Genomic DNA, 19839 nt, shown 5'->3' with positions numbered 1-19839 from the left:
GCCTCCGCACGTAGCCTTCCGCAGCTCTGCCTGACTGCAAAAGAACCCTGCGGATGGGATTTTCGGACTATCGAACGGCGTTGGTGACGGGCGCGTCCTCGGGTATCGGGGCCGCGACGGTTCGGCGTCTCCGCGCGGAGGGGATCGAGGTTCACGCGCTGGGGCGCGATGCTCGCCGGCTGGCAAGCCTGTCGGCCGAGACCGGATGCCGCGCATGTGCCGTCGATGTCAACGATCTCGGCGCCTTGACGCGGCTTGCGGCTTCGGCCGAGTTCGACGTCCTCATCAACAATGCCGGCCAGTCACGGCGCGGCAATATCCTGGATACCGCACCTGATGATGTCGACACGCTGGTCGACGTCAATCTGCGCGCGGTCCTGCACCTGACGCGGCTGATCGTACCTGATATGGCGAGGCGCAACCGCGGCCACGTCGTCAACATCTCGTCGATCGCCGGCCATTATGCCTTCGGCGAGAACGCGACGACATTCAATTCATCCGTGGCCTATCACGCGACAAAGGCGGGAATTCATTCGCTGTCGCAGCAATTGCGCGTCGATCTCTACGGAACCTGTGTTCGCGTCACCGAAGTCTCGCCCGGACGTGTGGCGACGAGCATCTTCCAGAACCAGAACGCTGCCGACAATCCGGATGCCCGCTTCGTGGGTGGGTTCGAGACGCTCCAGTCCGAGGACGTCGCGGACGCGATCGCATTCGCGGTGGGCGCGCCGACGCGGATGAACGTCGCGACGATCGAAATCGTACCAACGTTCCAGGTCGTCGGCGAATTGCGATTCGCGAGCCGATCCGAGGCCGCGCGATTGAGAGAAATGAGAAGTGGAGCCGACAATGCCTGAACTCGCAAACCGCCTCAAGACCGTAAAGGTGTCGGCCTCGGCGGCGATGACGGACAAGGCGCGCGAGCTCCGGGACGCAGGCGTCAAGATCGTCGGCCTGTCGTCCGGCGAGCCCGACTTTCCGACGCCGCCGCATGCGATCGAGGCCGCGCATCGGGCCGCGCTGGCGGGCGATACCAAATATCCCGCGCAGCCCGGGACCGTCGCGCTGCGGGCCGCCGTCCAGCGCAAGTTCAAGCGCGAGAACAATCTCGACTACGCTCTGGACGAGATCCTGATCGCCAATGGCGGCAAGCAGATCATTTTCAACGCGCTGTTCGCCACCTGCAATCCCGGCGACGAGGTCGTCATTCCGGCGCCGGGTTGGATCACCTATGCGGACATCGTTCTCCTTGCAGAGGCGACACCCGTCGCCGTGCCGTGCCCGGAGAACAACCAGTTCAAGCTCCGCCCGGCGGACCTGGATGCGGCGATCACGCCGAAGACAAAGTGGCTGATCCTGAATTTTCCCAACAATCCGACCGGCGCGGCGTGCACGCGCGACGAGATGCGCGCGATCGCCGACGTCATGCTGAAATATCCCGACGTCTGGATTCTCACCGACGATATCTACGAGCACCTCACTTATGATGGTTTCGAATTCTGCACCATCGCGGAGGTTGAACCGAGACTGAAGAACCGTGTCGTGACCGTGAACGGCGCGTCAAAGGCCTACGCCATGACCGGCTGGCGGGTCGGCTATTGCGGCGGCCCCAAGGACCTGATCGCGGCGATGAACAATGTCCACGGTCAGGCGACCGGTGGAATCTGCACCCTGAGCCAGGCGGCGGCGGTTGCGGTCCTGGATGGGCCGCAGGAGTTCCTGAAGGAGCGCGCGGACATCTATCGCGACCGGCGCGATCTGGTGGTCAAGCTGCTCAATCAGATCCCCGGCATCACCTGCCACAAGCCCCAGGGGGCCTTCTACGTGTTCCCGAACATCGCCGGCTGTATCGGCAAGACCACCAAGGCCGGGCGGCGGTTGGAAACCGATTCCGACTTCATCTCGGCTTTGCTGGAAGAGCAGCATGTCGCGGCCGTGCCCGGCGGCGCCTATGGCATGAGCCCGTACTTCCGCATTTCCTACGCGACCGATACCGAATCGCTCAAGGAAGGCTGCCGGCGTATCGCGAACTTCTGCGAAAGCCTGCGCTGACGCGTCGATATGTCAGGGGGCTTGGCCCTCGGCGGAGAACCAAAGATGCAGCCAGCGGCATTCGTCGACCAAGATCGGAGCAGTATGCCGAACCAATTGTCATAATCCTTCCTGATGCCCCTAAACGAAGATGTTCTTGGTCCTGTAGGATGTCGACGCATAAGCTTTGTGCAAAGAGGGGTATTGCCTTGGTATCGCGCAGTCGAGGACGGCCAGCGATGACCACCAGCGACGATGCGGTGGCGATTTTGGGCGTTGAAGCTCCTCCGGCAGCCCGGCGGCGACCGGGGTGGCGCCTGGCTTTGCCGGTCGGGCTCCTCGCCGTCCCGATGTTGGCATTTCTCACATACTTCTTCTTCTATCCGGCGCTGGGGCTGCTGCTCTCGAGCATCCAGACCCAGGACAGCCGCGGCATCATCGGGCGTCCGTTCACGCTCGCGCACTACGCGCGTCTGATCAACGTCGAGCTCTATGCGCGCGTGCTTTGGACGACGCTGCGGATCAGCATCATCACCTCGGCGCTCGCGACGGTGCTCGCCTATCCGGTAGCGCTGGTGATGGTCAAGAGCCGCCCGATGGTCACGCGGATCATCACGCTGATCGTCATAGCGCCCTTGATCGTCAGCGTCGTCGTTCGTGGATACGGCTGGCAGCTGGTGCTCCAGAACGGCCCGAAGGGCATGCTGAACTGGATCCTGATGACGCTGCACATCGTCGATGCACCGATATCGGTTCTCTACACCGAAGTGGCCGTCGTCATCGGATCGCTGCACGTGTTCTTCCCGATGATGGTGCTGCCGTTGGCGTCGGCGCTCGGCAAGATCGATCCCAATCTCGAAGATGCCGCCCGCATGCTTGGCGCTCCGTGGTGGAGGGTGTTCCTCCGGGTGACGCTGCCGCTGAGCATGCCCGGCTTCGTGGCGGGCTTTACCCTCGTATTCTCGCTCACGGCCGGCTCCTTCGTCATCCCCGCGATCCTGGGCGGTGCCTCGGCGGTGATGCTCGGAAATCTGATCGAGCAGCAGATCTTCGTCGTCTACGACTGGCCGTTCGGCGCTGCGATCGCCGTCGTTCTCGTCGGCCTCGTCCTCGCGGTGAATGGCGTCTCGATGTGGCTTCTGGAAGGCCGGCGTCTCAGGAGGCCCGACTGATGGACGAGCGGTTTTCAGGCTTCGGCGCCTTCATCCTCTACACCATCACCGCCGGCATGATGCTGTTCATCCTGGCGCCGCTGCTCCTCGTCATGGCGGTGTCCGTCTCCGATTCCTATTTCGTGACCTTCCCCCCGCAAGGCTTCACGCTGAAATGGTACGCCAAGGTTCTCCAGGACCGCGACTTCCTCGAGGCGATGAGGCTGAGCATTCTGCTTGCCCTCGGCACGACGGCGGGCTCGCTCCTGTTCGGCGTGCCCGCGGCCTTTGCGCTGGTGCGGGGCAGGTTCTTCGGCCTGGCGGCAATCAAGGGCTTCTTGCTGTCGCCGCTGATTTTTCCGGCGCTGGTCACGGGCCTGGCGCTGCTTCAGGTCCTGACCAAGCTTGGCTCGCAGGATGCGCGGCTCAATCTCCTGATCGGGCACGTGGTCGTGACGTCGCCCTATGTCATCCGCACCGTCGTCACCAGCCTTCAGCTGGTGGATGAGAACCTGGAGGATGCCGCGCGCACCCTCGGCGCAAACCGGCTGACGACCTTCTGGCGGGTGACGTTGCCGCAGATCGCCTCCGGCGTCGCCGCCGGCGGGCTGTTCGCCTTCATGGTGTCCTTCGACAACTACCCGGTCACAATGTGGCTGGCGAACTCCGAATACTCGCCCGTGCCGCTCGTTCTGATGCGGCAATTGGTCAACGTCTTTGACCCTTCCGTGCCTGCAATGTCGACGATCATCATCCTCATGGCGATGGTCGGCGTCCTGTTACTTGAAAAGCTGGTTGGCCTTCGCCGCGCGCTGGCCGCCTGATGTGCATTGGTAGATGGAGATTGGACCCATGAAGCTGACACGTAGGACTCTCATTAAAGCCGGTGCATCTGCGATCGCCTTCCCGACGATCATCAGCCGGGCGTCGGCGCAGGATGCCAAGCAACTGCATGTCGGCGTCTACAATTCGGCGCTCGGCAAGCTTGTCCAGAAAGAGGTCATTCCCAAGTTCGAGGCGGAGTTCAAGTGCCGCGTCTTCACGATCGAAGGCGCGACGCTCTCCAACATCGCCGCCCTTCGCGCGACCCGCGACACGCCGCGCTTCAGCATGATGATGATGGACGACGTCGGCATTCCCCAGGCCAAGCAGGAAGGGCTGATCGACAAGCTCGACGCGAGCAAGATTCCCAATCTTGCGAAGGTCTATCCGCGCTATCTGTTCGAGGAGGGTTATGGCGTCGGCTTCTCGATCTCCAGTGCGGCCATGTTCATCAATCCGCAGGTGACCAAGCCGCTCGAGAGCTACGAGCAGATCTTCGACGCCAAGTATCGCAAGCAGATCCTGCTGAATACGCCCAAGAACACCCAGAGCGTGCTGATGCTCATCGTGGCGACGGCGCTCACGACGGGCAAGCCGCTGAAGGAGGCGCAATACCTGGTCGATAGCGGCTGGGATAAGCTCGCTGCTCTCAAGCCCAATGTCCTGACGATCTACGACAGCGAGGCGCAGGTGCTGCAGGTGGCGCAGGGCCAGGCGACCATCGGCGGCATCGAATATTCGAAGGCGATCTATCCGCACACGGCGAAGGGCATGCCGATCGACATGACGTTCCCCAAGGAAGGCGCGTTCACCGGCATCAACAGCATGACTCTGGTCAAGAATGCGCCTGAGCCGGAGCTCGCTTGTGCCCTGATCAACCGCATTCTGGAGCCCTCGGTGGCCAAGATGCTGTCCGAGCAGACTCTCAGCGCGCCCTCGGTGGGCGGTATCGACTTCAAGCCGGAGACGGCCAAGTTCCTTGCCTATCCCGACACCAAGGCAACCGATCTCGGGTTGTTCACGCCGGACTGGAAGTTCATCGTTCCGCGCCGCGGTCCGTGGCTGGAACGCTACAATCAGGTGTTCACGAGCTAAGGCAGGGTGCCATGAGGTCTTCCGAAGTCAGGCTTGACCGCCTCAGCAAGGAATACAACCGCACCGTCGCGGTCGACGACGTCTCGCTCACGATCGAGCCGGGCCACATGGTTGCGCTGCTCGGTCCGAGCGGATGCGGCAAGACGACCTGCCTGCGCATGATCGCGGGGCTGATTCGCCCGACATCCGGCGACGTCTTCGTGAACGACAAGAGGATGACGGACGTTCCGGTGCATCGCCGCAACGTCGGGATGTTGTTCCAGAATTACGCGCTGTTTCCTCATCTGACCGTCGAGGAGAACATCGTATTCGGTCTCGAGATGCGCGGGATATCCAAGGCCGACGCCGCAAGGAAGGTGGGTGAGGCCCTCAATCTCGTCCAGCTGTCGAGCTTCGGGAAACGCTATCCGGCGCAGCTCTCCGGCGGTCAGCAGCAGCGCGTCGCATTGGGGCGCGCTCTGGTGATCGAGCCGGCGATGCTGCTGCTGGACGAGCCGCTCGGGGCGCTCGACAAGGGACTTCGCGAGAGCATGCAGGTCGAGCTGCGTGCCCTTCAGCGCAGGCTCGGCCTGACGACAGTCATGGTGACCCACGACCAGGACGAAGCCCTGACGATGGCCGACAAGATCGTGGTGATGCGCGATGGCAAGCTCGAGCAGGTCGGCTCGGCGACCGAAATCTACCAGCGCCCGGCCTCGAAATTCGTCGCGCAGTTCATCGGCGCGTCAAATCTGTTTGAGGGCCCCATCGAGCAGCGAAACGGAAGCGGAGCGGTCATTCGTGTATCGCCCGAATTGAGCCTTCAGGTCGATCAGATACCGCCATCGGCGAGCGACGTGATGGTCTCGATCAGGCCGGAAGCGATCCTCGTCGAGCGCGTTGGCCGGAGTCCGACGGAGCAACGTGCCAATAGCGTGACGGCGCGTGTCGACCAGGCCATTTATCGCGGATTCGTCAGTCACTACTACCTCAAGACGCCGAGCGGCGGGCAGATCATCGTGTTCGAGCAGAATCAATCGCAGCAAGCGGGACTTCGATACGCCGTGGGCGAGGAGGTTGTCGCGCGGTGGGAGTCTCCGAGCAATCACGTCATTGCCCGTCACTGAAGCTCGGGACGAGCGCGGCGTCTCGCGGGCAATCGACATCCCTTATACCCGCAGACGAACATCGTCTTGGATCGGCTTCCGCTGCCTGGCTAGATTTGAGGGTGGCGGCGCCACGGGCGTTGGATCAGCGAGGCCCTTTTGTCGATTAATCAGCCCAGCGCCCCCTTCGTCGGCACGATCGAGAAAAGCCCGAAGATCAGCCTGATCGGCACGCTTGCGATGCTGGTCGAGGCGCCGGGTGACTTTGACCTGGTTCAGCAGGGACGCATCTGGGCGCTGGCGGATGCTGTATCAGCCTGGCCCAACGTCCAGGAAGCCGTCATTGGCGTTACCAATGTGATGCTCGTATTCGAGCGGCCGCCCGCGGATATTGGCATGCTCAGCGCTTCGATCGTCGAACTGTGGCATCGTATGCCGAGCCGCAAGGCCGACGGCAAGATCATCGAAATTCCCGTGGTCTATGGCGGGGAGCTCGGCTTTGACCTGCCGGCGGTGGCGAACCGCGCCGGACTGTCCGAGCGCGAGGTCATCAGGATCCACAGCGAGGGCGACTACACCGTCTGCGCCATCGCGAGCTCCCCGGGGTTCGGCTACCTCCACGGTCTCGATCCGCGCATCCACATGCCGCGCAAATCCGTGCCGTCGCTCAACATGCGGGCGGGTTCGGTGACCATCGGCGGGATGCAGACCGGCGTCGCGGTGCTGACAAGTCCGAATGGGTGGAATGCCATCGGATGGGCCTCGGTCGCGATGTTCGACCCGCAGTCCGAGCAGCCCTCGCTCATGCTTCCGGGTGACCGTGTCAGATTCAGGATCGATCGGATCGAGCTGTGATCGAGATACTGACCAGTCCCGCCTTCAACACCATCCAGGATCTTGGCCGCCGCGGCGCGCGCCGTTTCGGCGTGAGCACATCGGGCGCCATGGATCCCGTCGCGCTCGCGGCCGGCAATGCGCTGCTCGGCAATGACGACGGTGCGGCCGGCATCGAGATCCAGACCTTTCCGTTCCGCCTGCGCTTTTCGGCCGACACCGCGTTTGCGCTCACCGGCGCCGATCACGAGTCCACGCTGGCCGGATCAGCCGTGCGGCCGTGGTGGTGCACGCGGGCGAAGGCGGGCGACATTCTCGCGATCGCCGTGCCGAGGCGCGGGGCGCGCGTCTACGCGACGTTCGGCGGTGGCATCGATGTTCCGCGCGTGCTGGGCTCGCGCAGCACGCATCTGCGCGCCGGGTTCGGCGGGTTCGAGGGGCGCACCTTGGAGGCGGGCGACGTCGTGCCGATCGGGAGTTCGCCGCGCAATGCTGACGGCCGCTTCGATTTCGGCGTCGTGCCGCCGGATGTGGCGATCACGCGTTCCGGCCCGGCGGATGATCGTGTGCTGCGGATACGCGTCATGCGGGCCGGCGAGTATGATCTGTTTTCGGAGGCGATGCAGGCGACGTTCTGGTCCACGACATGGAAGATCAGCGCCCGGAGCGACCGGGGTGGATACCGCCTCACCGGAGACAAGCTGACATTGGACGCGCCCGTCGAGATGCGCTCGCATGGCGTGGTGGCTGGTGTCGTGCAGGTGCCGCCGGCCGGCGAGCCGATCATCCAGATGAGCGACGCCAATACGGCAGGCGGCTATCCGAAGATGGCGGCCGTGATTCAGGCCGATCTCTGGCGTCTGGGCCAGGCGGCGCCGGGAACGCTCATTGCCTTCAGCGAGGTCAGCTACCAGGAGGCCGTTGCGGCCATGGCTCCCGTCAACGACTACCTCGCGAAGTTGCGTGCGACTGCGGATCTCTATCGAGCGCTTTGAGTGAACGTCAACAAGAACAAGAGCAGGGTGCGAACATGAAAATCGGCATCAATTCGGACATGGGCGAAGGTTTCGGCAATTATCGCATCTGCGACGACGAGGCGCTGATGGGCATCATCTCGTCCGCCAACGTGGCATGCGGCTTCCACGCCGGCGATCCCATCATCATGGATCGCATGGTCCGGCTGGCAAAGCAGAAGGGGGTCGAGGTCGGCGCCCACCCGGGTCTGCCGGATCTGCTCGGATTTGGCCGCCGCGTGATCCAGATGGACGCCGCCGAGCTCGAGAAGCACATGGTCTATCAGATCGGCGCGTTGCAGGCGATCGCGGCCAATGCCGGCCACCGCGTGACCCATGTCAGCTTCCATGCTGCGATGGGCAACATGGTCAATGCGGACCCCGACATGGCCGATGTCGTCGCCCGCGCGATTGCGACCATCAATCGCGATTTCATCGTGTTCTCGCAGCCTGATGCCGAGATCGTGCGCGCCGCGCGCAAGGTAGGCCTGCGCATCCTGACTCTGTTCCTGGCTGATCGCGCCTATGACGAGAACGGCCATCTGGTGTCCCGCAAGCTTCCCAACTCGGTCATCACCTCGACTGAAGCCGTGGCCGAGCGGGTCAAGCGCTTTCTCGACAGCGGAACGGTGCAGACCATCGAAGGCAAGTCGATCAAGGTCGAGGCGCGCTCGATCCTGATCCACAGCGACACGCCTGGATCGGTCAATCTCGCCGGCACGGTGCGCCGCGTGATCGAGCAGGGCGGCGGCGAAGTCACGCCCGCGACCGTCTTGCTCAATTGATCGGGCCGCTCCCGGCGCGCGGGCAGATGCGCACGATCGGTGTGCCATAGCCGACGGTCGCGCCGGGCTCCGCGATCACGGCATCGACGGTGCCGGCGGCCGGTGCAACGATGGGCGCGTACAGCAACCCGATTTTGACCAGGCCGACGATCGCGCCGGCCTCGATGCGCTGGCCGGGCGCGACGAACGGCTTGTCCCGCCAGGGATGGGCCGCAAGGAAATGTCCTGCGACATCCGCTTTCGCGATGACGGAATGGTCTGTGGCAGAGGCGGCTGCCGCGGCAAGCGTCGCAGATGCAGCCATCCGGGCGCCGGTGTCCACGACGAGCTTCAGGGACTGGCCGGGCTCCTCGATCTCGATCGTGTCGACGCCGGCCCTTTCGAGGATCTGCGCCAGACGCTCGATATCGGTCAGCTTGATCGGCATGTTCTGCTCTCCTCGACAAGGCGCACGCTGGTCCTGAGCCGATCCAGATAGGCGGACATCTCGGCCTCGGCTGCAAGTGCATCGGCGTAAGCGGTCTGCTCGAACCGCAGCATTCCGCCGAGCCGCGCCTGTCCGACGCGCCACAGGTCGGCCCGGATCACGGTCGCGATCTTCGGATAGCCGCCAGATGTCTGCGCATCGCGCATCTGGATGATGGGCTGTCCGTTGGGCGGAATCTGGATGACGCCGGGGACGATGCCGTGCGAGCGTTTCTCGATCGGCGCTGTCGGCTTCACGGCAGGTCCTTGCAGGCGGTAGCCGTAGCGGTTGCTTTGGGGCGTGATCTTCCAGCTGCTGGACCAGAAGCGCTCCTGCGTGGCGGCATCGAACCCGTCATATTCCCCGGCGATCACGACCCTGACGACGGTCTCGTCCGCGGCAGCGTTCGGCTGCGCCAGCGTGATCTCGGCCGGTTCGACCCCGAGCTCGCCGATGGTCGCGGTGGGGGTGGCACAGGGCAGAATGTCGCCGGGCTGGAGCGGCCGTCCGTGCCAGCCGCCGAACTCGCCGCGAAACTGCGTGCTGCGCGAGCCCAGCACCATCGGCACCTCGATGCCACCGCCGACGGTCAGATAGAGTCGTGCGCCGCGGGGCATCGCCTTGATGTTCAGAATATCTCCGGCATGGGCGTGCGACCGCCACCATGGCGGGATTGCGCGTCCTGCGATCTCGGCCTCGACACCGGCGCCGGTGAGCGCAAAGGCCATGTCCCGGCCGAAACGAAGGCGGAACGGCATCATCGGGATTTCGATGCCGGCAGCGTTCTCTTCGTTGCCGAGAAGGATGTTGCCGGCGCGCAAGGCAACGTCGTCCATTGCACCCGATGTGCCGACCCCGAAGCGATACTGGTCGAAACGGCCGAGATCCTGGACGCTGGCGGGTCCCGTGACTGACAGGATCTCGATCACCGGATCACCTGCTTGATCTCGAAGCGGATCGTATCGCCCGGCGCGAGCGCGGCCGGCGTCGGCCAGGTCGGATCGAAGAACGTCCAGCTCGTATGCCCGATGGCGTGCCAGCCGCTCGGCCCGGGCGATGCGGAGACGCCGGTCTGCGATCCGCCGATGGAGACCGAGCCGCCTGCGGAACGCTGTAGCGGCGTCTGCCGCCGCGGCATGGTGATGCGCGCGTCCATGCCGCCGAGGTAGCAGTAGCCGGGATGGCTGCCGAGTGCGAACACCGTGTACAGCGGCGCGGCATGGATCGAAACGACGTCGTCGACGGACAGGCCGCAGTGATCGGCAACGGACTGGAGCGACGATCCGATCTCTCCGCCGTAGGTGACCGGCAGCCTGATCTCGCGACCGCCAATCGCGAGGCCTTCCGCCGCGTCCCAGCCGTCGTTGAGGGCGGCGATCAGGTCGTCCAGCTCGCGGGGAGGGGTCTCGAAGGTCAGCATCAGGTTGGTGATGCCGGGAATGGCCTCGCGGATTCCTGGCCATTTCGACGCGGTGGCCGCCAGCGACCAGATGCGCCGCTGATGCGGCAGGTCGAACGCTCCGGGCGCCTCGAACAGGAGGGCTGATGTCCCGAGCAGGCTGATCCGCGGCCGGTCCGGCTTCGTCATTGCGCGGCCACCCGCGCATTCATCCAGTGCTCGAGATGATGGATGTCGTAGCCGCCACGGCAGAACGCAGGATCGGCGAGGATCGCCTGATGCAGCGGCACGTTGGTTCGGACGCCTTCGGCGCGCAACTCGGACAAGGCGACGCGCGCGCGTGCCAGGGCCTCGTCACGGGTGCCGCCATGGGCGATCAGCTTGCCGATCAGCGAGTCGTAGTGACGGGGAACGGAGGCGCCGGCAGTGATGTGCGAATCGACGCGGATGCCGATGCCGCCTGGCACGTCCCAGCGCGTCACCGTGCCCGGCGAGGGCGCGAAGGTGGTGGGATCTTCGGCGTTGATGCGGAATTCGACCGCATGGCCGACACGCGCGATGTCGCCTTGCGCGATCCCCAGCGGCTCGCCCCGCGCGATGCGGATCTGCTCCTTGACGATGTCGATCCCCGTCGTCATCTCGGTGACGGGATGCTCGACCTGGACGCGCGTGTTCATCTCGATGAAGAAGAACTGCCCGTCCTCGTAGAGGAATTCGAAAGTGCCGGCGCCGCGATAGCCGATCCGGCGGCAGGCTTCGACGCAGCTTGCGCCCACCCGTTCGATCAGCGCGCGATCGATGCCGGGCGCGGGAGCTTCCTCGACGACCTTCTGGTTCCTGCGCTGGAGCGAGCAGTCGCGGTCGCCGAGCCAGAGGTGATTGTCGTGCTGATCGGACAGCACCTGAATCTCGATATGGCGCGGCTTTTCGAGGAATTTCTCGATATAGACCGCAGCGTTCCCAAAGGCCTTGCTGGCTTCGGCGCGGGTCAGCGCCAGCGCCTCGTCCAGCGCGTGCTCGTTGCGGACGATCCGCATGCCGCGCCCGCCGCCGCCACCGGCGGCCTTGATGATGACAGGATATCCGATGTCCCGCGCAATCGCGCGCACCTCGGCCGGATCATCCGGCAGGGCACTGTCCGGTCCGGGTACGCAAGGGACGCCCGCCATCCGCATCGCGCGCTTGGCGGCGACCTTGTCGCCCATGGTCCGGATGCAGTCGGCGGGCGGGCCGATGAAGGTGAGACCGGCGCGCGCGACCCGTTCGGCGAACTCCGCGCTCTCCGAGAGGAATCCGTAACCAGGGTGAATTGCCTGGGCGCCGCTGACCTCGGCCGCGAGCAGGATCGCTGCCACGTTGAGATAAGTGCTGCTCGCCGGCGCCGGTCCGATGCAGAGCGCCTGATCTGCGAGCGCAACGTAGCGCGCGTCGCGGTCCGCCTCCGAGTGAATGACGACCGTCTTGAGACCCATCGCCCGACAGGCGCGCTGGATGCGAAGCGCGATCTCGCCGCGATTGGCGATCAGGACCTTGTCGAACATCAGGATGAACCTGCAGGATCGATTCGGAACAGGGGCTGCCCTGCTTCGATCTCGTCACCGTTCTCCGCGAGGATCGCAAGCACGACACCGGGTGCCTCGGCGGCGATGTCGATGAAGGTCTTCATCGCCTCGATGATGCAGATCTTCTGCCCCGCCTCGATCCGTGCGCCGACCTCGACCAGCGGCGGCTCGTCCGGCGCCGCGGCCCGGTAGAACACGCCGTGCATCGGCGCCGGCACGACAATGTCGGCGGTCGCGTCGGGACGAGGGCTCTCTTGGCGATCAAGAGCGGGAGCCTCAACGCTGCTCTCGCTTGCGGGGTGTGCCGGGACCGGTGAGGCTCCCGCAGAGGCGCGCTTGAGGATGCGAATGCGGGTCCCGTCCTGCGTGAGGTCCAGCTCCGCGATGGAGGAGCGTGCAACCAGATCCACGAGTTGTTCGATTTTGGGGAGGTCCACAGTCACGCTCCGCGTTGACGGCCTGTCGAGTTCGGGGCGTTCATGCCTCACTCTGCCGGCGGCCGGCTCTTCTGTGCGAAATTGAGGCCGCCGACGACCTGCTGGGTCGGCAGCACTTCCATGAAGGCGACATTCATGCGCGCCGGCGATCCAACCGCGAAGGCGATCGAATTGGCGATGTCCTCGGGCTGGAGTGCATCGTAATCGTCGAAGAAGCGGCGCTTGGCTTCGGCCAGATCACCCAGCAGCCGTCCGAACACTTCCGTCTCGACCCGGGCCGGCGATATCTCGGTGACGCGAACCCTGGTTCCGTAGAGGTCAACGCGCAATTGCTGCGACAGCGAGTGAATGCCCGCTTTGGTGGCATGATACACGGTGTTTCCGCCACCGAATGCGTAATGGCCGGCGATGGAGGAGATGTTGACGACATGGCCGCGGTCGCGGCGGGCCATGCCCGGCACGACGAGCCGGGTCAGATGCAGGACCGCGCGCAGATTGACGTCGATGAGCGCATCGACATCCTCCGGCGTCGTGTCCAGGATATTGCCGCGCCGGGACTGGCCGGCGTTGTTGACCAGGACGTCGAACTCGGCCGATGTCGCCAGGGCGGCAAGCGCGTCGAGGTCGCTGATGTCGACGGCGCATGGTCGACAGCCGGTCTCCGCGGACAAGGCGCTCAGGCGAGTGGCATCGCGGGCCACGGCGTAAACTTCGAGCCCTTCCGCACTCAGGCGGCGAACCGTCGCAGCCCCGATCCCCGAGGATGCGCCCGTCACCAGGGCCGTTCGATAGTCCGAAAATCCCATCCGTGAGGGCTCCTCTGCTACCGTCCAACCCCGAATGGCGTCGGCTGTAACGCGAGCGGCGGACGAGTGCAGCACTACCTATAGGCCCCTCAGGTTCCAGGTGGTAAGAACAATTCCTTCTGATCCCATAGCTTCAGCCTATTGCTGCTGCATCGCTCCCTGTCTGGATATCCGGAGGCGCCGTATTGGATACGAAACGTTTGGAGGCCTTCATCAAGGTCGTGGATCTCGGCAGCATGACGAGCGCGGCGAAGGTGCTGAATGTCGCGCAGCCGGCCCTGAGCCAGCACATTGCGAGCCTGGAGGCGGAATTCAAGTGCAAGCTGCTCGATCGCAGCGCCCGCGGGGTCAAGCCCACCGAGGCCGGACGAATCCTCTATCGCTATGCCAAGTCGATCCAGCGGCAGATCGAAGAGGCGAGGCGCACCATTCTGGACAACAAGCCGGAGTTGACCGGCAACGTCACGATCGGCCTGGCCCCGCTGAGCTCGGCGGCATTGCTCGCGACCCCGCTGTTGATGCAGGTGCGTGAACGCTATCCCGGCATCGTGCCGCACATTTACGACAGCTCCGGGGTCATGCTCAGCGAAATGATGCTGAAGGGGAGCATGGATATGGCCGTCCTCTACGGCGATCGCCCGGTGACCGGTCTCGATTACAAGCCGCTGATGCGCGAGTATTTCTATCTTGTCGCACCCCGCAGCATGTATTCGGAGCAGACGCCTCCGGAGGAGGTTTCGGCGGAGGAGGTCGCACGATTCGACCTGCTTCTTCCATATCGGGAATCCTTCCTGCGACAGACGGTCGAGCGGGTCTGCGCCGAGGTGGGACTGCGCCCGCGCATCGTCGCCGAGATCCATTCCCAATCGACCCTGTCTTCGGCGATTGCGGCCGGAGTGGGTGCTGCCGTGCTCCCCATCTCCATCGCAAAGGCATTACCGAACCTGGATGAACTCTGCATTCGGCGGATCAATGCGCCGTCGGCCTCGCAGCAGATGTCGCTCTGCATTTCCGATAACGCTGCCTTGTCCGACGCCGCATTCGCTGTCTACAAGATATTGCTCGAGATCATCGTCAAGACCTGGGGGCAGTTCGATATCCCTCCCGGCGCGGTTACCATCGCAGAGGGGCCCCCAACATCGCCTCTGGAGGGTCAGAAGAACGAGCCATAACGAAACGCGATGTGGCAATCCTAAAATCTGAAATTCTCCGATGTGAGACGGTCGACTATCTGAGGTGAAGCGCAGATTGCGGACCCTCGGAGGGACCATGGTTCACGTCGTCAGAACATTCGATCGGCCTGGTGCAGACCTCATCGAACGCATCAAGCAGTTTCCTCCGTCCACCCTGCACGAGGCGCAGGGGCGATCGGGTGCGCTGACCTCCCGCATCAAGCCGATCTATTCCGGGATGCGCGCCTGCGGACCGGCGCTGACGGTGAGCTGCCATCCGGCCGACAACATGATGCTGATCACGGCGATTTCGCTGGCCAAGCCGGGCGACGTGCTCGTGGTGAGCGCGGGCGATCACCCCGAGCAGGGCGGTTTCGGCGAGGTGCTGGCGACGGCCTGCGTCGCCAAGGGTATCGTCGGCCTGGTCACGGATGCCGGCGTTCGCGACGGACTGGCTGTGCGCGCCACCGGCTTCAACGTCTTCTCCTACGGCCTCTGCATGAAGGGCACCGTCAAGGAGACCCTCGGCACCATCAACCAGCCGATCGTCATTGGCGGCATCGCCGTCCGTCCCGGCGACATCGTGAGCGCCGATGACGACGGCGTCGTGATCGTGCCGAAGGAGAACATCGCCGACGTCTGCGTGAAGTCCGCGGCGCGCGAGGACAAGGAAGCCGGCGTGATGAAGGCGCTCAAGGCCGGCGGGGACATCCTCGAGCTCTCCGGTATCGGCAAGGTGCTGGAATCCAAGGGCTGCACCTTCGCCTGAGCGGCAGGCGCAGCAAGCGAGCAATAACAGGAAAACCAGTGGCAGCCATTCTCGGCTCGGGCGAGCATCGCTACCGCTTCGTCGACAATTGGGCGAAGCTGCCGGATGGCTGGCAGCTCACCGACGTTGCCTCGGTCGCGGTCGACAGCCGCGACCGCATCTACGTCTTCAACCGCGGCGCCCATCCGATGGTGGTGCTCGACCGCGACGGCAATTTCCTGCGCAGCTGGGGCGAGGGGGTGTTCTCCCGCGCCCACGGCCTTTCCATCGATGCCGATGACAATCTCTTTTGCACCGACGACGGCGACCACACCGTGCGCAAGTGCACGACCGACGGCAAGGTGCTGCTGACGATCGGCGTCCCCGAAAAGCCATCGCCGTTCATGAGCGGCGATCCCTTCCATCGCTGCACCCACACCGCGCTGTCACCGAAGGGCGAGATCTACGTCTCCGACGGCTACGGCAACGCCCGCATCCACAAGTTCACACCGGATGGCAGGCTGATCAGGAGCTGGGGCGCGCCCGGCACCGACCCCGGCCAGTTCAACACCGTGCACAACATCGTCACCGACGCCGACGGCTGGGTCTATGTCGCCGACCGCGAGAACCATCGCGTGCAGGTGTTCGACGGCAACGGCAAATATGAGACGCAGTGGAACAATCTGCACCGGCCGTGCGCGCTGTGCTGCTGCGGTGGGGCTAAGAACCCGACCTTCGTGATCGGCGAGCTCGGCCCCGCCATGCCGGTCAACCGCAAGGTGCCCAATCTCGGCCCGCGGCTGTCGATCGTGGACGCCAAGGGCAAGCGCATCGCGCGGCTCGGCGGCGAGGATGGTCCCGGTCTTGCGAGCGGCAAATTCCTCGCGCCGCATGGCATCGCGCTGGATTCCAGGGGCGACATGTATGTCGGTGAGGTCGGCGTCACCGACTGGAAGACGAATTTTCCGGACGAGGACATGCCGGCCGTGGTCCGCACAACGCGCTGTTTGCAGAAACTGGAGCGCGTAGTGGAAGAACCTCGCTAGAGGCGAACGTTGACGGCCTGACGGTGCTAGGTGAGTACCGTCTCGAGATCGGAATAGATGACGTCGGCCGTGCGCTGATAGTGCTGCTGGAGCAGCGCGACGGCGTCGTCGGTCTTGCGGTCCAGCACCGCCTGAAGGATCTGCGCGTGCTCGGCGCCGACCTTCCGGATCGGATAGGCCTTTGCGATCGACATCATGCGATAGCGATAGAGCCGGTCGGCGAGCTGCTCGCAGAAGCCAAGCAGCGGGCGCGAGCCGCATAGCCCGATCAGCGTCGCATGGAAGGCGCGGTGCGCTTTCTCCCAGTCCGGATTGTCCTCGAACTTTTCGGGGTCGAGCGAGCGCGGGGTGCGGTCGAGCCTGTGATGCGTGACCAGGAGGGCTTCCTCCCAGTCTTGCGTCGCGTTCTGCATGGACTCGCGCAGCGCGAGGCCCTCGACCCAGCAGCGCGTCTTGGTCAGCTCCTGGAGTTCGTCCTTGCTGACCGGCTTCACGTAGAAGCCGCGCTGCTCCATGCCGATGACGAACTCCTCCGTGGTCAGACGGTTGAGCGCCTCGCGCAGCGGCGTCTGCCCGACATTGTAGTGCTCCATCAGGAAGCGCGACTGGAGCTTGCGCCCGGGCGCGAGGCGCGTGGTCAGGATGTCGGCCTTGAGGCGGGCATAGATGGTCGTCGCCAGCGTTGCCGGCGCCTCCATCTTCGGGCTCGACAGGTCAGAGCTCATGAGAGTCCCACTGATTCATCGGCATTTTTTGTACATCAGCCGGCCGTCGACCGATAATTTATAAATTTATGCTTTACGGTCGATTTTATATATATTACTCCTTCGCCAACAACAACAGGTTCGGTCGCGACCAGGCAGCTCCAGTCCGCGGCCACTGACGAGGAAGCCCGATGTCCAATTTCCCGGTGGCCTCTCTGCGCAGTGTCGAGCTCACGACGCCGCAGCTCGGTGCCTCGGCCGATTTCTACGCAAAGGTCTGGGGACTCGATTTCGTCGCGAACGCCGATGGCACGATCTATCTCGCGGCGACGGGATCCGACTTCCACGTTCTCGAGCTCACGCAAGGCGAGCGGGCGGCGCTGCGCAAGGTGAGCTTTCGCGTGCGTTCGCGCGAGGATCTCGACCGCCTGTTTGCCCGCGCGCGCGAAGCGGCCTGCGAAGTCATCACGCCGCCCGGCCCGTCGCAGACACCGTCAGGCGGCGTGCATTTCGTGATCCGGGAGCCGCAGGGCTGCTGCATGGAGTTCGTCCATGGCGATCGCACCAAGACGGCGCGCGTCGCGGCCGACCGCCCCGAGCGGCTCGCGCATGTCAACATCAACAGCGCCGACATCGAACAGCTCTCGAGCTTCTATCAGCAGGTTCTCGGCTTCCGCCAGACTGACCGCTCGAAGCTGATGGCGTTTCTGTGCTGCAACAGCGACCACCACGCTGCCGTTCTCGCGGAGGCGAAGGTCAACGGCCTCAACCATGTCGCCTTCCTGATGCCGGACCTGGAGTCGGTGATGCGCGGCTCCGGCCGCATGATCGATCACGGCTTCCCGATCGGCTGGGGCGTCGGCCGGCATGGGCCCGGCGACAATGTGTTCGCCTACTTCGTCGATCCGACCGGTGTCGTCATCGAATACACCGCCGAAGTCTTGCAGGTTGATGACAGCTATCGCGCGAAGGGACCGGCCGAATGGGTCTGGCCGCCGGGACGCACCGATCAATGGGGCATCGCGCCGCCCAAGAGCGAGGCCTGCAAGGCGGCACAGCTCGCCGTGCTGTTCGACGCAGGCGGGCACGCATGACGATGTCTTCAGCAGTCACCGGCCATGACGTGCTCGTCGTCGGCTTCGGACCGACCGGCGCGGTCGCGAGCGGCCTGCTCGGCCGGCTTGGCCATCGCACGCTGGTCGTCGACCGGCTCGCCGGTATCTACGACAAGCCGCGCGCGATCGCGCTCGATCACGAGATCTTTCGCCACTTCGACAACATGGGTGTGGCCGAGGCAATCTCGCCTCACGTCGAGCCTTTCACGGCTTCCGAACATTTTGGCGCTGACGGCCAGTTGATCCGTCGCATCGACATGGTCGCAAAACCCTACCCGCTCGGCTACACGCCGAGCATGGTGTTCAGCCAGCCGCCGGTCGAGGCCGAGCTGCGCCGTCACGCTTTGAGCTTTGATTGCGTGCGTGCCGCGCTCGGCGTCGAACTGGTCGATCTCGTGCAGCGGCCCGAGCACGTCGAGGCGACGCTGCGGGATGCCGACGGACAGTTGCGATCGGTGACGGCGCGCTATGTGCTCGGCTGTGACGGCGCGTCCAGCACGGTGCGGCAGATCGCCGGCATCGCGCTGGAAGACCTGATCTTCGACGAGCCGTGGCTCGTGGTCGACGTGCGCGTCAATCCCGGCGCGATCGCAAGGCTGCCCCAAAGCTCGGCGCAGTTCTGCAACCCGGCGCGGCCCGTGAGCTTTCTGATCGGCCCGAACAACCATCGCCGCTGGGAGATCATGCTGCTGCCGGGCGAAGACCCGCGGGCGATGGAGCGGCCCGAGAACGTGTGGTCGTTGCTGGCGCCGTGGCTCGCGCCTGCGGATGGCGAGCTGTGGCGCGCGGCATCCTATCGCTTCCACGCCCTGGTCGCTGCCGACTGGCGCAATGGCCGCGTCCTCATCGCCGGCGATGCCGCGCATCAGCAGCCGCCCTTCATCGGCCAGGGCATGTGCCAGGGCCTGCGCGATGCGACCAATCTCGTCTGGAAGCTCGATCGCGTGCTGAAGGGCACTTCGCCCGACGGCCTGCTCGACAGCTACACCGCCGAGCGCAAGCAGCATGTCATCGAGCTGACCGGCAAGATCAAGGCGATCGGCCAGTCGATCTGCGAGCGCGACCCGGCCGCCGCTCGACGGCGCGATGCGCAGATTCTCTCCGAGGGCGGCGGTAAGCCGCTTGTGCTGACGCGGCAGGAGATCATCCCGCCGCTGCGCGCAGGCTTTCTTTCGGAGCAGGACGGCGCGGCACGCGGCAGCCTGTTTCCGCAGCCGCGCATCGCCAGTGACGGCGGGCCTCGGCTGCTCGATCAGATGACCGACCCGGGCCTGCGCGTCTTCATCGACGGCCGGCGCAGCGACGCATCGTCGCTCGCCGCGCTCTGCGCCGCGCACCCGGACCTGCCCGCGACGGCCGTCGCACCCGCCGGCGCCGACAAGCCCGGCACTCTGGAAGAAATCGACGGCGTGCTGGCCGGCTGGTTCGACCGTCACGGCGTCGTCGCCGCGATCGTGCGCCCGGATCACTACGTGTTCGGGACGGCGCGCAGTGCGTCCGAACTCAGCCGGCTCTTGCACGACATCAGCTCACGCCTGCGCGGCAACCACAACCCGATCTGAAAATGG

General features: G+C 64.7%; 21 protein-coding genes. 14 read left to right on the top strand and 7 right to left on the bottom strand.

Annotation, left to right across the window (positions count from 1 at the left end):
* Nucleotides 1-53: 53 nt before the first annotated feature.
* From XI09_RS33505 to XI09_RS33465, 9 genes are all read left to right on the top strand, one after another.
* Entirely contained in the window at nt 54-857 is an 804-nt protein-coding gene (locus XI09_RS33505; protein ID WP_271570672.1) for an SDR family oxidoreductase, read from the top strand.
* Nucleotides 850-2052, top strand: a complete 1203-nt coding sequence (locus tag XI09_RS33500) for a pyridoxal phosphate-dependent aminotransferase (RefSeq protein ID WP_271570671.1) — start codon at nt 850-852, stop codon at nt 2050-2052. The genes XI09_RS33505 and XI09_RS33500 overlap by 8 nt, the downstream gene beginning before the upstream one ends.
* Before the next feature lie 218 nt (nt 2053-2270).
* Nucleotides 2271-3203 carry an ABC transporter permease gene (locus XI09_RS33495; RefSeq protein WP_177234660.1) on the top strand — a complete coding sequence of 311 codons (933 nt, stop codon included), beginning with the start codon at nt 2271-2273 and terminating at the stop codon, nt 3201-3203.
* On the top strand, nt 3203-4006 hold the full coding sequence (locus XI09_RS33490) for an ABC transporter permease (RefSeq protein WP_025576071.1): 804 nt from the start codon (nt 3203-3205) through the stop codon (nt 4004-4006). The genes XI09_RS33495 and XI09_RS33490 overlap by 1 nt, the downstream gene beginning before the upstream one ends.
* Before the next feature lie 28 nt (nt 4007-4034).
* Nucleotides 4035-5099, top strand: a complete 1065-nt coding sequence (locus XI09_RS33485) for an extracellular solute-binding protein (RefSeq protein WP_271570670.1) — start codon at nt 4035-4037, stop codon at nt 5097-5099.
* Between the two features lie 11 nt (nt 5100-5110).
* Complete coding sequence (locus XI09_RS33480; RefSeq protein WP_271570669.1) at nt 5111-6205, top strand: ABC transporter ATP-binding protein; 1095 nt, start codon at nt 5111-5113, stop codon at nt 6203-6205.
* Between the two features lie 138 nt (nt 6206-6343).
* Nucleotides 6344-7039, top strand: coding sequence for a 5-oxoprolinase subunit PxpB (gene pxpB, locus XI09_RS33475; RefSeq protein WP_271570668.1), 696 nt, complete (start codon nt 6344-6346; stop codon nt 7037-7039).
* On the top strand, nt 7036-8013 hold the full coding sequence (locus XI09_RS33470; protein WP_271570667.1) for a biotin-dependent carboxyltransferase family protein: 978 nt from the start codon (nt 7036-7038) through the stop codon (nt 8011-8013). The genes pxpB (XI09_RS33475) and XI09_RS33470 overlap by 4 nt, the downstream gene beginning before the upstream one ends.
* A gap of 35 nt (nt 8014-8048) precedes the next feature.
* Complete coding sequence (locus tag XI09_RS33465; protein WP_271570666.1) at nt 8049-8816, top strand: LamB/YcsF family protein; 768 nt, start codon at nt 8049-8051, stop codon at nt 8814-8816.
* Here the strand turns inward: XI09_RS33465 and XI09_RS33460 are convergent.
* The 6 genes from XI09_RS33460 to XI09_RS33435 are packed head-to-tail and all read right to left on the bottom strand — an operon-like array spanning nt 8809 to nt 13486.
* Nucleotides 8809-9243, bottom strand: coding sequence for an acetyl-CoA carboxylase biotin carboxyl carrier protein (locus tag XI09_RS33460; RefSeq protein WP_271570665.1), 435 nt, complete (start codon nt 9241-9243; stop codon nt 8809-8811). The two genes, XI09_RS33465 and XI09_RS33460, sit on opposite strands and share 8 nt — an antisense overlap.
* On the bottom strand, nt 9228-10211 hold the full coding sequence (locus XI09_RS33455) for a biotin-dependent carboxyltransferase family protein (RefSeq protein ID WP_271570664.1): 984 nt from the start codon (nt 10209-10211) through the stop codon (nt 9228-9230). The genes XI09_RS33460 and XI09_RS33455 overlap by 16 nt, the downstream gene beginning before the upstream one ends.
* The gene (gene pxpB / locus XI09_RS33450) at nt 10208-10870 is read right to left on the bottom strand and encodes a 5-oxoprolinase subunit PxpB (RefSeq protein ID WP_271570663.1); all 663 of its coding nucleotides are present in this window, start codon (nt 10868-10870) and stop codon (nt 10208-10210) included. Before pxpB (XI09_RS33450) ends, XI09_RS33455 begins: the two co-directional genes overlap by 4 nt.
* The gene (gene accC / locus XI09_RS33445) at nt 10867-12222 is read right to left on the bottom strand and encodes an acetyl-CoA carboxylase biotin carboxylase subunit (RefSeq protein WP_271570662.1); all 1356 of its coding nucleotides are present in this window, start codon (nt 12220-12222) and stop codon (nt 10867-10869) included. Before accC ends, pxpB (XI09_RS33450) begins: the two co-directional genes overlap by 4 nt.
* Nucleotides 12222-12680: an acetyl-CoA carboxylase biotin carboxyl carrier protein gene (accB, locus tag XI09_RS33440; RefSeq protein ID WP_271570661.1), complete on the bottom strand. Its 459-nt coding sequence runs from the start codon at nt 12678-12680 to the stop codon at nt 12222-12224. Before accB ends, accC begins: the two co-directional genes overlap by 1 nt.
* Nucleotides 12681-12727: 47 nt before the next feature.
* The gene (locus XI09_RS33435) at nt 12728-13486 is read right to left on the bottom strand and encodes an SDR family oxidoreductase (protein WP_271570660.1); all 759 of its coding nucleotides are present in this window, start codon (nt 13484-13486) and stop codon (nt 12728-12730) included.
* Nucleotides 13487-13671: 185 nt separating this feature from the next.
* Here XI09_RS33435 and XI09_RS33430 point away from each other — a divergent pair, with 185 nt between their 5' ends.
* From XI09_RS33430 to XI09_RS33420, 3 genes are all read left to right on the top strand, one after another.
* Nucleotides 13672-14658, top strand: a complete 987-nt coding sequence (locus XI09_RS33430) for a LysR substrate-binding domain-containing protein (RefSeq protein WP_271570659.1) — start codon at nt 13672-13674, stop codon at nt 14656-14658.
* Nucleotides 14659-14755: 97 nt separating this feature from the next.
* Nucleotides 14756-15427 (top strand): 4-carboxy-4-hydroxy-2-oxoadipate aldolase/oxaloacetate decarboxylase, encoded by a 672-nt coding sequence (locus tag XI09_RS33425; protein WP_271570658.1) that lies wholly within the window; start codon nt 14756-14758, stop codon nt 15425-15427.
* 38 nt (nt 15428-15465) lie between these two features.
* The gene (locus XI09_RS33420) at nt 15466-16452 is read left to right on the top strand and encodes a peptidyl-alpha-hydroxyglycine alpha-amidating lyase family protein (RefSeq protein WP_271570657.1); all 987 of its coding nucleotides are present in this window, start codon (nt 15466-15468) and stop codon (nt 16450-16452) included.
* Between the two features lie 26 nt (nt 16453-16478).
* Here the strand turns inward: XI09_RS33420 and XI09_RS33415 are convergent, their stop codons facing one another.
* On the bottom strand, nt 16479-17177 hold the full coding sequence (locus tag XI09_RS33415) for a GntR family transcriptional regulator (protein WP_271570656.1): 699 nt from the start codon (nt 17175-17177) through the stop codon (nt 16479-16481).
* Between the two features lie 170 nt (nt 17178-17347).
* Here XI09_RS33415 and XI09_RS33410 point away from each other — a divergent pair, with 170 nt between their 5' ends.
* Both XI09_RS33410 and XI09_RS33405 read left to right on the top strand, forming a co-directional pair.
* Nucleotides 17348-18250 carry a VOC family protein gene (locus XI09_RS33410; RefSeq protein ID WP_271570655.1) on the top strand — a complete coding sequence of 301 codons (903 nt, stop codon included), beginning with the start codon at nt 17348-17350 and terminating at the stop codon, nt 18248-18250.
* A complete protein-coding gene (locus XI09_RS33405) occupies nt 18247-19833 on the top strand; it encodes a bifunctional 3-(3-hydroxy-phenyl)propionate/3-hydroxycinnamic acid hydroxylase (RefSeq protein ID WP_271570654.1) in 1587 nt (528 codons plus the stop codon). Before XI09_RS33410 ends, XI09_RS33405 begins: the two co-directional genes overlap by 4 nt.
* Nucleotides 19834-19839 lie beyond the last annotated feature (6 nt).

The sequence above is a fragment of the Bradyrhizobium sp. CCBAU 11386 genome (assembly GCF_028128955.1).
Classification (GTDB): Bacteria; Pseudomonadota; Alphaproteobacteria; order Rhizobiales; family Xanthobacteraceae; genus Bradyrhizobium.
The sequence above is the reverse complement of the archived record's forward strand: the minus strand, read 5'-3'. Positions and strand labels throughout refer to the sequence as shown.

Bases quoted from the DNA above. Each gene is read 5' to 3' on its own strand.
- XI09_RS33505 (WP_271570672.1), top strand. From the start codon at position 54: ATGGGATTTTCGGACTATCGAACGGCGTTGGTGACGGGCGCGTCCTCG.
- XI09_RS33500 (WP_271570671.1), top strand. From the start codon at position 850: ATGCCTGAACTCGCAAACCGCCTCAAGACCGTAAAGGTGTCGGCCTCG.
- XI09_RS33495 (WP_177234660.1), top strand. From the start codon at position 2,271: ATGACCACCAGCGACGATGCGGTGGCGATTTTGGGCGTTGAAGCTCCT.
- XI09_RS33490 (WP_025576071.1), top strand. From the start codon at position 3,203: ATGGACGAGCGGTTTTCAGGCTTCGGCGCCTTCATCCTCTACACCATC.
- XI09_RS33485 (WP_271570670.1), top strand. From the start codon at position 4,035: ATGAAGCTGACACGTAGGACTCTCATTAAAGCCGGTGCATCTGCGATC.
- XI09_RS33480 (WP_271570669.1), top strand. From the start codon at position 5,111: ATGAGGTCTTCCGAAGTCAGGCTTGACCGCCTCAGCAAGGAATACAAC.
- XI09_RS33465 (WP_271570666.1), top strand. From the start codon at position 8,049: ATGAAAATCGGCATCAATTCGGACATGGGCGAAGGTTTCGGCAATTAT.
- XI09_RS33460 (WP_271570665.1), bottom strand. From the start codon at position 9,243: ATGCCGATCAAGCTGACCGATATCGAGCGTCTGGCGCAGATCCTCGAA.
- pxpB (WP_271570663.1), bottom strand. From the start codon at position 10,870: ATGACGAAGCCGGACCGGCCGCGGATCAGCCTGCTCGGGACATCAGCC.
- accC (WP_271570662.1), bottom strand. From the start codon at position 12,222: ATGTTCGACAAGGTCCTGATCGCCAATCGCGGCGAGATCGCGCTTCGC.
- XI09_RS33435 (WP_271570660.1), bottom strand. From the start codon at position 13,486: ATGGGATTTTCGGACTATCGAACGGCCCTGGTGACGGGCGCATCCTCG.
- XI09_RS33425 (WP_271570658.1), top strand. From the start codon at position 14,756: ATGGTTCACGTCGTCAGAACATTCGATCGGCCTGGTGCAGACCTCATC.
- XI09_RS33415 (WP_271570656.1), bottom strand. From the start codon at position 17,177: ATGAGCTCTGACCTGTCGAGCCCGAAGATGGAGGCGCCGGCAACGCTG.
- XI09_RS33410 (WP_271570655.1), top strand. From the start codon at position 17,348: ATGTCCAATTTCCCGGTGGCCTCTCTGCGCAGTGTCGAGCTCACGACG.
- XI09_RS33405 (WP_271570654.1), top strand. From the start codon at position 18,247: ATGACGATGTCTTCAGCAGTCACCGGCCATGACGTGCTCGTCGTCGGC.